Genomic DNA, 12,207 nt, shown 5'->3' with positions numbered 1-12,207 from the left:
CACGATTGGCGACTTTTAGACGCGCCTCTGGCCGATGACCGTCGCGCCCTGGCACGTATGTGCAGGTCAGAGACGGCACAGGCTCGGGCACGTCGGACAATGGACGCCCCAAAAGTCGCCAATCGTGACACCAAGGGCCTCACAGCACACCGCCGAGACCCATCACTGAGCCCCAGCGCACGCATTCGTAGGGTAGATGCCGCAGCCGTACCCTTGCGGCTTATTCACAGGACTAGCCGACACCAGCATCTGCGCAAGTCACCGCACCTTCAACAGATGCTGTGAATAAGCCTCACGGCCCCTCAGTAACGAGTCGCCATGCACTTCAGCATGTACTGCCACGACGGACGTGTCGCCCTATCGGTCACCATCACCCCCGTCTCGGGCGCCGATGAGCGCGGAGATGGACGACTCGGATCGGAGACGACGGCCTCCCCGCACCTCGTTGCCCGCACGACTCCCCAGCTCGTCAACACTGCCGCTCCACACCAGTCTCCCTTGCGACAGCACGTGGACACGGCCCGCCAGCTGCTCGACATCATCCGCGTGATGGGCGGAGAGCGGGATCGCCGACTCTTGAGACAATCGCGATATCGCGTCCCGAAATGACGCCGTCAACCGCCTTGCGAGCTTCACCCTCCCTCATCTCCTGAGGCCACGCGGCATAGGAGAGTGCGTCCGTGGCGGTGAAGCCTCCCGAGAATGAAGGGTTCTGAGAGAGGTATCCCGTCTTCCTTTCTTGCTCACCGAAGTCCTGAACGCAGATCCATACCACCAACCGAAACAGCCCCGGAAGTCAGTGGCACCGGTTAGCCAGATGCGGTCCTCTCCACCTCCGCCCGGCCTCTCCCACATCCGTCGTGACATCACCCACACTCAAGCCGCCATGGTGACGCCAGGCGACGCGAATATGTTGGAAAACCGCTACGCTGACGGCGTCCACGGTTGCCCGGTCGTCAGATGGACTCAGATATGACTCGCGATCGGCTGCCACATCCGACGGCGCCAACGCCCACGCAGCGCACTCGACTGTGCGCGCGAGCGACAGCCGCGCCGGACCGGTTCAACCTGATCAGAAGACAAGGAACCTCGTGAGCAACGAGCAGCACGGGGCCGACGCCGTCGAGCCCGACCACAACTCCACAGACGACCAGACCACCATCGGGTGCACCGATGCCGGTGCCGCTGGCACCACGTCGGGGATCATCGAGACGGCCGGCGCCCACGCCCCCGTCCTGGACGAGGCCACTCCCGACATCACCGACGAGGGCGCCCAGACCGACCTGAGCCGCAAGACCTTCGCCGACTTCGGCGTCGAGCCGGAGATCTGTGAGGCCCTGGACGCCAAGGGCATCACCCACCCCTTCCCCATCCAGGCCCTCACCCTGCCGGTGGCTCTGGAGGGGCAGGACATCATCGGTCAGGCCAAGACCGGTACCGGTAAGACCCTGGGTTTCGGCATCCCCCTGCTCATGGACACCCTGGGCCCCGGGGAGGAGGGCTGGGACGAGGATCCGGCCTCCGGCAGCCCCCAGGCCCTGGTCATCCTGCCCACCCGTGAGCTGGCCAAGCAGGTCGCCGAGGAGCTGTCCACGGCTGCCGCCAAGCGCACCGTGCGCATCGTCCAGGTCTACGGCGGGCGCGCCTACGAGCCCCAGATCGAGGACCTCGAGCGCGGGGCCGAGGTCGTCGTGGGCACTCCCGGCCGCCTCATCGACCTCATGGAGCGCGGCGTACTGGACCTGGCTCACGTCACCACCGTCGTCCTGGACGAGGCCGACGAGATGCTGGACCTGGGATTCCTGCCGGATGTGGAGAAGATCCTGGCCCGCACCCGCGCCGACCGGCACACGATGCTCTTCAGCGCCACCATGCCCGGGGCCGTGGTCGCCCTGGCGCGCCGCTACATGACCCGCCCCACCCATATCCGCGCCCAGGACCCGGGCGACGAGGGCATGACCGTCCAGACGGTCCAGCAGGTCGTCTACCGCACCCACTCGATGAACAAGGTGGAGGTCGTCTCCCGGATCCTCCAGGCCGAGGGACGTGGACGCACCATCATCTTCGCGCGCACCAAGCGCACGGCGGCCCGGGTGGCCGACGACCTGCGCGCCCGCGGCTTCGCCACTGCGGCCCTGCACGGCGACCTCGGTCAGGGGGCCCGCGAGCAGGCCCTGCGCGCCTTCCGCAACAACAAGGTGGACGTCCTCGTGGCCACCGACGTGGCCGCCCGCGGCATCGACGTCGACGACGTCACCCACGTCATCAACTACCAGTGCCCCGAGGACGAGAAGATCTACGTCCACCGCATCGGGCGCACTGGTCGCGCCGGCAACTCCGGCACGGCGGTCACCTTCGTGGACTGGGACGACGTGCCGCGCTGGCGGATCATCGCCAAGGCCCTGGGTCTGCCCATTGAGGAGCCGGTGGAGACCTACCACACCAGTAAGCACCTGTTCTCCGACCTGTCGATCCCGGAGAAGGTCACCGGCCGCCTGCCCCGTCACAAGCGCACCCTGGAGGGACTGGACGCCGAGGAGATCGAGGACCTGGGCGAGACCGGCAGGCGCGGGCGCAAGCAGTCCGGCAGGCAGGGCGGGCGCTCGGAGCGCGGCCGGGGCCACGGCGGCAGGGACGCCAAGCGCACTGAGCGCTCCCGGCGCTCGGCCGACGGCGAGGCGAAGCCCCGGCGCAAGCGCACCCGTAAGCGCACTCGCGGCGGCCGCCCCATTGACGGGACCACCGGCGAGTAGGACCGTATGGAAGCGGCTGAGACTCACGCGGGTCTCAGCCGCTGTCCGGCTCCGGGACGGACCCGGGTCAGAGGCGGATCTCCAGGAAGGCGAAGACGCCGTCGGCCATGATCTGGACGGCGATGGCTGCCAGGAGCAGCCCCATGACCCGGGTGAGGATCCGGATGCCGGAGGTGCCCAGCACCCGGTTGAGCCCCAGGGAGAAGCGCAGCGAGGCCCAGATGGCGACGTGCGTGCCGATGATCGCAGCCGTCACGGAGACCCATCCGGCCACTCCGCCTCCGGTGGTGTCCACGGCGACCATCGCCGCGACGATCGCACCGGGCCCGGCCAGCAGGGGCGTACCCAGGGGCACGAGGGCGGCGTTGGCGGTGACGGCGTCGGGATCGGGGTTCTCATCGACCTTGTCGGTCAGCAGCTCGAGGGCCACCAGGAGCAGCAGTAGTCCGCCGGCCACCTGGAGGGAGGGCACCGAGATCCCCAGGAACTTCAGGATGTAGCGCCCGAAGACCGCGAAGAGCACGATGACGGCGAGGGAGACGACCGTGGCCTGGCGTGCGGAGGCGGCGCGCTCGGTGGGCGTCTGCCGCGAGGTCAGGGACAGGAAGATCGGGATGGCGCCCAGGGGGTCCTGAATGACCAGGAGCGTGGTGAAAGTCGTGGCGAAGACCGTGGTGTCGAAGACGGACTGCAGCATGGAGTGTTTCTATCACCGCCGCTCGGCAGGCGTCGGGTGCCGTGGCCGGTCGGGTCTCAGGGGCGGACGAGGTCGAGGGCGCCCTCGTCGAGGATCCGTTCCAGCAGCTCGGGCGGCATGAGGTTCTCCCCCAGGCGGTTGGGCTTACCGGTGCCGTGGTAGTCCGAGGCCCCCGACAGCCCCAGCCCCAGGCGCTGGGCCAGAAGGCGAACCTGCTCGCGCTGCTCGGGGCCCTGGTCGCGGTGGTTCATCTCCAGGGCCGCCAGGCCGGCCTCGGCCATCTGGGCGAAGGTCTCATCGGGCACGAGGCGGCGCTGGCGCGAGGGGGCGCGCGGGTGAGCCGCCACCGGGACTCCGCCGGCGGCGCGAACCAGGCGGCAGGCCTCCACCGGGTCCAGCGCCCAGTGGTGGACGTAGTAGGGCGAGGAGGTGGCCAGCGGCCCGGCGAAGGCGGCGTTACGATCGGGGAAGGACCCGGCCGCCACCAGGGCGTCGGCGATGTGGGGCCGGCCGATCGTGTGAGAGTCGGCGGACTGGGACAGGACGTCCTCCCAGGTGAGCGGGTAGTCCTCGCTGAGGAGCTCGACCATCCGCTGCGCCCGGCTGTCACGCGAGCGGCGGGCGCGGGCGAAGGCGGCCTCCAGTCCCGCGTCGTCGGCCCGGTGCAGGTAGGACAGCAGGTGGAGGGTGACCCCGTCGGCGGCGCAGGAGATCTCGGTGCCGCGCAGCAGGGCGACGCCGGTGTCCGGGACGGCCCGGGCCGCCTCCTCCCAGCCGGCCATCGTGTCGTGGTCGGTCAGCCCGACGACGTCGAGGCCGGCCCCGGCCGCCTGAGCCATGAGTCCGGCGGGCGAGTCGGTGCCGTCGGAGCAGGCCGAGTGGGTGTGAGGGTCGATGCGCACTGGGACAGTGTAGGGAGGCGTGGAAGACTGGACGACATGAGCGACCTGAGCCATATGACAGATACCGTGCCTGACACGCGGAGCACCGAGGACGCCCCGGTCCGCTTCGGGGTGATCGGGGCCGGTTTCATCGCCCGGTGGTTCGCCGAGGCGGTCGCCCGCGAGCCGGCCGCCCAGATCGTGGCCGTCACCTCCGCCCACCGCGAACGCGCCGTCGCCTTCGCCGCCGAGCACGGGATCGCCGATGCCCACGCCTCGCTCGAGGAGATGCTCGCCGCCCACGGCCCGGACTCGCAGGCCCCGATCGACGTCGTCCATGTGGGCTCCCCCAACTCCTTGCACGCGCAGCACGCGATCGCGGCACTAAAGGCCGGTTTCCACGTGGTGGTGGAGAAGCCCTTCGCCCTGACGCGCTCACAGGCCGAGGCGATGGTGGAGGCGGCGCGGGCGGCCGACCGTTTCCTCATGGAGGGGTGGCTGTCCGCCTTCGAGCCCGGGGTGGCTCGGCTGCGTGAGCACCTGCCGCGGCTGGGGCGGCTGCACCGGGTGGTGCTGTCCAAGGAGCAGTTCTCCTCGCGGATGGAGATCTACCGCTCCGGCGGTCTGCCGCCGGCCTTCAACCCGACGCTGGGCGGCGGTTCCCTCATGGACCTGGGCATCTACCCGGTCAGCCTGGCCATCCACCTCTTCGGTGAGCCGGACCGGGTGACGGCCACGGGGACGCTGCTGGAGTGCGGCGTCGACGCACGAGGCACGGTGGTCCTGTCCTACGACTCCGGTGAGCACACCGGGCTGGAGGTCGTCTGCCTGCACTCCAAGACCTCCCCGGGGACGGAGTCGAGCTTCGCCGGGGACCATGACGTGCTGAGCATCGACGACTGCCAGTGGCCCGGGCGCATCGAGCTGCGCGGCCCGGCGGCGGGAAGGGGCGCGAGTGAGGACCTGTCGGTCGAGCGCGGCGCCCAGGCGCCCGGCCACCAGCTCGCCTACGAGCTGGCCGAGGTGTGCCGCCTGGTACGTGCCGGCGCGCGCGAGTCGGATCTGCACCCGCTGAGTCGTTCCGTGGCGGCGGTCGGGGTCCTGCAGGAGGCTCGCCGCCAGGTGGGGGTGCGCTTCCCGGCCGACGAGCAGGGCTGATCCGTTCCAGTGTCCCTGGGGCCCCGCCCAGCACCGGCAGGGGCTCAACAGTGGGATGATGCCCCTATGGCATCGACTTCTCCCGCAGACACCCACCCGTCCGACGAGGCCCCCGCCTCCTCGCAGGAGGCCCCCCAGTCCTTGGCCGCGCGAGGCTCCAACCGGTCCCGCCAGCCCGGCAACCAGGCCTTCAGGGACTTCATCGGCTCAGGCTGGGGTCCCCGTCCCGAAGGGCTGCCCGCCCGCAGCGAGGCGGCCCCCTGGGCGGCGGCCCGGCGCGAGGCCCTCGGAAGGCTCTTCCCCGGCGAGCGCCTGGTGCTGCCCGCAGGCGCGCTCAAGGTGCGTAACAACGACTGCGACTACCGGTTCAGGCCCCACAGCGCCTTCGCCCACCTGGCCGGCACCGGCACGGACTTCGAGCCGGACGCCGTGCTCGTCCTGGACCCCCTCACCTCTCCGGCCCCGGACGCCGGCTCCCCGGACGGCTCCGGTGACGCGGACGGCGGCGCCCCGACGCACGAGGCGGTCCTCTACTTCCGGCCTCGGGCCTCGCGATCCAGCCAGGAGTTCTACGGCGACCCCCGCTATGGCGAGCTGTGGGTGGGCGTACGCCCCTCCCTGGAGGAGGTCGAGGCATCCACCGGCATGCGCTGCGCCCACATCGACTCCCTGCCCGACGCGCTGGCCAAGGACGCCGGTGCCGGCGCGGTGCGGTTGCGCGTCGTCGCCGAGGCCGATGAGTCCGTCACCGCTCTGGTGACCACCACCCGCCAGCAGGCCGGGTTGGAGACCGGCGAGGTCGCCACGGAGCTGGACGCCGGTCTGGCCGAGGCCGCCAGCGAGCTGCGCCTGGTCAAGGACGCCTGGGAGATCGACCAGCTGCGCGCCGCCGTCGCCGCCACCAAGGCCGGCTTCGACGACCTCATCCGCTCCATCCCCCGCGCCCGCGGCCACTGGCGCGGCGAGCGGGTCCTGGAAGGGGCCTTCGGGGCCAAGGCCCGCGAGGAGGGCAACGGCCTGGGCTATGACACGATCGCCGCGGCAGGCGACCACGCCAACACCCTGCACTGGATCAACAATGACGGCGCCGTCGAACCCGGTCAGCTGGTCCTGGTGGACGCAGGCGTCGAGGTCGACTCCCTCTACACCGCTGACGTCACCCGCACGATCCCGGTCGATGGCCGCTTCACCGAGGCTCAGCGCCGGATCTACCAGGCGGTTCTCGACGCCGCCGACGCCGCCTTCGCCCGAGCGGGCACGCCGGGCTGCCGCTTCAAGGACGTCCACGCCGCCGCCATGGAGGTGATCGCCGCCCGTCTGGAGGAGTGGGGGATGCTGCCCGAGGGCGTGAGCGCCGCCGACTCCCTGGCCCCCGAGGGCCAGTACCACCGGCGCTGGATGGTTCACGGCACCAGCCACCACCTGGGCCTGGATGTCCACGACTGCGCCCAGGCGCGCCGCGAGATGTACATGGAGGCCGAGCTCAGGCCGGGCATGTGCTTCACCATCGAGCCGGGGCTGTACTTCCGCCAGGACGACCTGCTGGTGCCCGCCGAGATGCGCGGCACGGGTGTGCGCATCGAGGACGACGTCGTCGTGCGCGAGGACGGCAGCGTGGAGCGCCTCACCCAGGACGTGCCCCGCACTGTGGAGGAGGTCGAGGCCTGGGTCAGCGGGCTCATCGCCTGACTGACTGCTCGGTCACCCCCTTGCCTCTCATCGTCACTCGCTGATAGCATCGGCACATGACGATGAAACATGGGCTGCTGCCCGAGGACCGCCCCCAGGACCACAGTGCCGTGCGCGAGGCCTCCACCGTGGCCTCGCTGCTCGACGTCCTGGGGGACGCCACCCGCCTGGCGATCCTGCGTCACCTCCACGGCGGCGAGCACCGGGTGGTGGAGCTGACCGAGCACCTGGGCCTGGCCCAGTCGACCGTCTCCCAGCACCTGGCGATCCTGCGCAGCGCCGGCCTCATCTCCAGTCACTCCCACGGGAGGGCCAACGTCAGCCGGATCGAGAACCCCGAGGCCATCGAGCAGGTCCTCTCCGCGGCCGAGTCCCTGGCCGCCACCATCTCCGCGGACGCCGCGAGCCGGGACAAGGAGCCCCAATGAGTACCTCGGGCGGCCACGAGCGCCACGATCATTCCCACAGTCCTTCTCACGGGCACTCGCACAACCACGGCGCCGGGGCCTCGCGCGGACGGCTCCTGGTCGCCCTGTGCCTGTCGGCCACCGTCCTGGTGGCCGAGATCATCACCGCCCTTCTCACCGGCTCACTCGCACTGCTGGCCGACGCCGGGCACATGCTCACCGACGTCGCCGGCCTGGCCATGGCCCTGACGGCCGCGCACCTGTCCACGCGCCCCGCCACGGACCGCTCCACCTGGGGCATGCGCCGCGCCGAGGTCATCGGGGCCGCGCTCCAGGCGGGCATGCTCGCCGTCGTCGGCCTCTTCGTGGCCTTCAAGGCGGTTCACAACCTGCTGGTGGCCCCGCAGGTCGAGGCCTCCGGCATGCTCGTCATGGGCGTCATCGGCCTGGCCGCCAACGTCATCGCGCTGCTGGTCCTCTCCGGTGGCCGGGGTCATGACGGACACGGCGAGAACCTCAACATGAGGGCCGCCCTCCTGGAGGTCCTCAATGACGCCCTGGGATCGGTGGGCGTCATCATCGCCGCCGCCGTCGTGGCCCGCACCGGCTGGACCCGGGCCGACGCCGTGGCCTCCCTGCTCATCGCCTTCCTCATCCTGCCCAGGGCGGTGACGCTGCTGCGCTCGGCCCTGGCGGTCCTCATGGACTTCACCCCCCGGGAGCTGGACCTGGCACAGGTGCGCTCGCACATGCTCGGCATCGACCACGTCGAGGAGGTCCACGACCTGCACGCGTGGACCGTCGCCTCAGGCATGCCGGTGCTGACCGCGCACGTCGTCGTCCGCGACGAGTGCCTGCGCGACGGTCACACCGAGGAGATCCTCGACCGGCTCCAACACTGCGTGGCCGAGCACTTCCCGGTGAAGATCCAGCACGCGACCCTCCAGCTCGAGCCGCTCTCGCACCTGGAGCACGAGGCCACCTACTGCTAGACCGGGTCAGGTACGGCGGTAGCGCTTCCGGGTCGGCTCGGGAATGTGAGCCGGCTCCCCGCCCTCCAGGTGCTCGCGGGCGAAGGCCAGGGCGCTGGCGAGTCCCTCGAGACGCTGGGCGGCCGTCATGGACCGGGTGGTCACCTCGACGACGACCTGTCCCCCACCGGCCTCGAAGCCGGTGGCCACCAGGTGCTTGAGGACCCCGGCGCAGTCCTGGTTGCCCTGCCCGGGCAGCAGGTGGTCGTCCAGGGGCCCGGGCACGCCGTCGGTCAGGTGCAGGTGACGCAGCGTGGGACCCAGCGAACGGGCCATGGCCAGGGCGTCGGAGCCGGAGGTGGCGGCGTGGGAAATGTCCAGTGTCACCGACTTGTAGCCCTGCCCCACCGGGTCCCAGGTGGGCGAGTAGGCCTGGAAGTCGCGCGTGGAGTGGGCGTGACGGGGCCGCCAGGTGAACATGTTCTCCACCGCCAGGTGGATGCCCGTGGTCGCCTCGCGCTGCGCGACCCCGGCGATGAAGGAGCGCGCGTAACGGGTCTGCCAGAAGAAGGGCGGGTGCAGCACCACCGTGGGCGCCTCGAGGTAGTGGGCCAGCTCGATGGAGCGGTCCACCTTGTCCCACGGGTCCGCGCCGAAGACCCCGCGGGTCACCAGCAGCGTGGGGGCGTGGACCGCCAGCACCGGCTGGTCGTACTTCTCCACCAGGGCCGCCAGCCGGGTGGCGTCCTGGGATGCCTTCTCACTCCAGACCATGATCTCGACCCCGTCATAGCCCAGCTCCTGGGCGATGGCGAAGGTCTCGGGAACACTGCCGGGAACCACGCAGGCGGTCGACAGCCCTACCGGAATGCTCATTGCCGCACTTCCTCGTCCCTCAGCACCGGTCAGCTCTCGTCACCGGAGCCGGCCTCATCGCCGGTCTCCTGCGACGACGCCGAGGTCCCCGTCTCCTTGCGATCCTCCGATCGCGAGGAGCGCAGGAAGGGGTCGTAGTCCTTCGGGACGCTCGGGGCGCTGGAGGAGGCGCCGGCCGGGGTGGCGGTGGCCCGGTCGGGGGTGCTGCTGCCGGGCTGAGGCAGTCGCACCCCGAAGCGGGGCTGCTCATCGGGGCGCGATCCGAAGGCGGTGGGCCCGGGGGCCTCCTCCCGAGCCCGACGGCGCTCCTGCGAGCGCCGCAGTGCCCCTACCCCGCGCGCGAGGTTGCCCGGGACATCGGCCAGGGCCTGGCTGGCCTCGTGAATCTCACGGGCGGCGATGATCGAGTAGCGCGAGGCCACGACCTGGCTGATGGAGGTGAAGTCGCGCCGCCCTCGGGTCAGGGCGTAGCTGAAGAGCTGGAAGACGATGCCCCACAGCACCCCCAGCAGGACGCAGGCCCAGAAGCTGAGCCGGGGACCGCTGCTGCCGGCCACCGACATGATGATGCCGAAGAACATCCCGATCCACAGGCCGTTCATGGTCCCCGACATCACCGCTCTCCCCCAGCTCAAGCGCCCGGTGATGCGCTCGACCTGGCGCAGGTCAGTGCCGATGATCGCCAGGTGCTGCACCGGGAAGCCCTGGTCCGACAGGGCGTCGACCGCCCTCTGCGCCTCGGGGTAGGTCGCGAAGGAGGCCACCTCCTCCCCCTGGGGCATGACACCACCGCTGGATGAGGTCAGGGAGGACAACGGGCTCGGATTGGCATTCATAGGGGCTATCGTCGCACGCACGGGCGCGCGGCACGGACCCATCGGCGGGCAATCACGCCTCAGGCGCATAGGCTTGGCTTGTGGAGAACACCAGGACGCGCACGACCAGCAGGGTTTTTGTGGCCCGCCTCATCGGCACCTCCGTCTTCGATCCTTTGGGCGATGCGGTGGGCAAGGTCCATGACGTCGTCGTCCTGCTGCAGATGCGTGGGGAGCCCCGGGCCGTCGGCTTCGTCATCGACGTCTCCAGCCGGCGCCGCGTCTTCCTGCCCCTGTCGAGGATCACCGCGATCGAGCCCGGAGCCGTCATCACCACTGGCCTGATGAACATCCGCCGCTTCACCCAGCGCCACGTGGAGACCCTGGTCGTCGGCGAGCTGCTGGACCGGGTGGTCACCATGCGCGACGGCTCGGGGACCGTCACCGTGCGGGACGTGGCCATCGAGCGCGACCGCGGCATGGACTGGAAGGTGACCCGCCTGTTCGTCCAGCGGGCCTCCTCCGGACCCCTGGGCCTGCGCCGCGGGGAGACCTTCACGGTGCGCCCCGACGAGGTCAGCGGCCTGGCCGCCAGCGCCGACCAGCAGGGCGCCACCGCGCTGCTGGCCACCTTGGAGGACCTCAAGCCCGCCGACCTGGCCGACGTCATGCGCGACCTGCCCCAGGACAGCCAGATGCGCGTGGCCACCGAGCTGACCGACGAGCGCCTGGCCGACGTCCTGGAGGAGCTCGGCAACGAGGACGCCGTCGCGCTCCTGTCCCGGCTGGAGGCCGGTCGCGCCGCCGACGTCCTGGACGTCATGCAGCCCGACGACGCCGCCGACCTGGTCGCCGACCTCCCCCAGCTCAAGGCCACTGAGCTGCTGGGGCTCATGGAGCCCGAGGAGGCCGAGGACGTGCGTCGCCTCATGGCCTACGACGACTACACCGCCGGCGGCCTGATGACCACCGAGCCGATCATCCTGCCCCCCGAGTCGACCGTGGCGACCTTCCTGGCCCAGTCCCGCAAGGCCGAGGTTCCTCCCGCCCTGGCCGCCGTCGGCTTCGTGTGCCGCCCGCCCCTGGAGTCCCCCACCGGCAAGTTCGTGGGCATGATCCACTTTCAGCGGGCCCTACGCGAGCGCCCCCAGCGCATGGTCGGCTCCATCGTGGACACCGACGTCGACTCCGTGCGCCCCGAGGACTCCATCGGTACCGTCACCCGCCTGCTGGCCACCTACAACCTGACGGCCCTGCCGGTCCTCGATGACGCCGGGCGCCTGCTGGGCGCCGTCAGTGTCGACGACGTCCTGGACCACCTCATGCCCGACGACTGGCGCGTGGCCGACGAGGCCGTCACCGACGAGACGATCGAGAGGGGCGCCAATGCCTGACCAGCTCGACCAGCCCTTGCCCGACAGTCGCCTGCGGTGGCTGCGCAGGACGCATCCGGCCCACGCCTCGCGCTCCGACGGCTTCGGCCGCTTCGCCGAGGCGACCGCCCGCTTCATGGGCTCGCCCCGCTTCGTGCTCTACATGTCGATCTTCGTCATCGTGTGGATCGGGGCGAACCTCGTCCTGGCCAAGATGCAGAAGGCCTGGGACCCCTACCCCTTCATCCTGCTCAACCTGGCCTTCTCCACGCAGGCCTCCTACTCGGCCCCCCTCATCATGCTGGCCCAGAACCGGCAGGACGACCGTGACCGCGTCACCGCCGAGCAGGACCGCCAGCGCGCCCAGCGCAACCTGGAGGACACCGAGTTCCTCACCCGGGAGATCGCCGCTCTGCGCCTGGCCATGAACGACGTCGCCACCCGCGACTTCGTGCGCAGCGAACTGCGTGACATGCTCAGCGAGATCCTTGCCGAGGAGCGTCTCACCCGTGAGGAGATCGCCGAGTTCCAGGACAGCGGCGACGGCGAGCCCGACACCGCTCCCGGGCAGCGCGCCGCTCACTGAG

At 70.6% G+C, this 12,207-nt stretch carries 11 protein-coding genes; 7 read left to right on the top strand and 4 right to left on the bottom strand.

What is annotated here, in order from left to right; translation table 11 throughout:
- Nucleotides 1-1,091 precede the first annotated feature (1,091 nt).
- The gene (locus BKH32_RS09740; RefSeq protein WP_075249837.1) at nt 1,092-2,753 is read left to right on the top strand and encodes a DEAD/DEAH box helicase; all 1,662 of its coding nucleotides are present in this window, start codon (nt 1,092-1,094) and stop codon (nt 2,751-2,753) included.
- Nucleotides 2,754-2,820: 67 nt separating this feature from the next.
- On the opposite strand, the gene BKH32_RS09735 is transcribed toward BKH32_RS09740, so the two are convergent.
- Both BKH32_RS09735 and BKH32_RS09730 read right to left on the bottom strand, forming a co-directional pair.
- Nucleotides 2,821-3,450: a MarC family protein gene (locus BKH32_RS09735; protein WP_075249836.1), complete on the bottom strand. Its 630-nt coding sequence runs from the start codon at nt 3,448-3,450 to the stop codon at nt 2,821-2,823.
- 56 nt (nt 3,451-3,506) lie between these two features.
- Nucleotides 3,507-4,352, bottom strand: a complete 846-nt coding sequence (locus tag BKH32_RS09730; protein ID WP_075249835.1) for a PHP domain-containing protein — start codon at nt 4,350-4,352, stop codon at nt 3,507-3,509.
- 36 nt (nt 4,353-4,388) lie between these two features.
- Between BKH32_RS09730 and BKH32_RS09725 the strand changes: the two genes are divergently transcribed.
- The 4 genes from BKH32_RS09725 (at nt 4,389) to BKH32_RS09710 (ending at nt 8,577) form a co-directional block, all read left to right on the top strand.
- On the top strand, nt 4,389-5,489 hold the full coding sequence (locus BKH32_RS09725) for a Gfo/Idh/MocA family protein (protein WP_075249834.1): 1,101 nt from the start codon (nt 4,389-4,391) through the stop codon (nt 5,487-5,489).
- A gap of 66 nt (nt 5,490-5,555) precedes the next feature.
- On the top strand, nt 5,556-7,178 hold the full coding sequence (locus BKH32_RS09720) for an aminopeptidase P family protein (RefSeq protein WP_075249833.1): 1,623 nt from the start codon (nt 5,556-5,558) through the stop codon (nt 7,176-7,178).
- Nucleotides 7,179-7,234: 56 nt separating this feature from the next.
- Nucleotides 7,235-7,606, top strand: coding sequence for an ArsR/SmtB family transcription factor (locus BKH32_RS09715; protein ID WP_075249832.1), 372 nt, complete (start codon nt 7,235-7,237; stop codon nt 7,604-7,606).
- Entirely contained in the window at nt 7,603-8,577 is a 975-nt protein-coding gene (locus tag BKH32_RS09710) for a cation diffusion facilitator family transporter (RefSeq protein WP_075249831.1), read from the top strand. Before BKH32_RS09715 ends, BKH32_RS09710 begins: the two co-directional genes overlap by 4 nt.
- 6 nt (nt 8,578-8,583) lie before the next feature.
- On the opposite strand, the gene BKH32_RS09705 is transcribed toward BKH32_RS09710, so the two are convergent.
- Nucleotides 8,584-9,432 carry a sugar phosphate isomerase/epimerase family protein gene (locus BKH32_RS09705; RefSeq protein ID WP_075249830.1) on the bottom strand — a complete coding sequence of 283 codons (849 nt, stop codon included), beginning with the start codon at nt 9,430-9,432 and terminating at the stop codon, nt 8,584-8,586.
- Between the two features lie 29 nt (nt 9,433-9,461).
- Nucleotides 9,462-10,268: a general stress protein gene (locus BKH32_RS09700; protein ID WP_075249829.1), complete on the bottom strand. Its 807-nt coding sequence runs from the start codon at nt 10,266-10,268 to the stop codon at nt 9,462-9,464.
- Nucleotides 10,269-10,348: 80 nt separating this feature from the next.
- On the opposite strand from BKH32_RS09700, the gene BKH32_RS09695 reads away from it, so the two are divergent.
- Together BKH32_RS09695 and BKH32_RS09690 are read left to right on the top strand one after the other, a co-directional pair.
- Nucleotides 10,349-11,641, top strand: a complete 1,293-nt coding sequence (locus tag BKH32_RS09695; RefSeq protein WP_075249828.1) for a magnesium transporter MgtE N-terminal domain-containing protein — start codon at nt 10,349-10,351, stop codon at nt 11,639-11,641.
- Nucleotides 11,634-12,206: a DUF1003 domain-containing protein gene (locus BKH32_RS09690; protein ID WP_075249827.1), complete on the top strand. Its 573-nt coding sequence runs from the start codon at nt 11,634-11,636 to the stop codon at nt 12,204-12,206. The genes BKH32_RS09695 and BKH32_RS09690 overlap by 8 nt, the downstream gene beginning before the upstream one ends.
- Nucleotide 12,207 lies beyond the last annotated feature (1 nt).

It is taken from the genome of Actinomyces oris, from assembly GCF_001929375.1.
In the GTDB taxonomy this organism is placed as follows: Bacteria; Actinomycetota; Actinomycetes; order Actinomycetales; family Actinomycetaceae; genus Actinomyces; species Actinomyces oris_B.
This window is presented reverse-complemented; position numbering and strand designations above follow the sequence as displayed.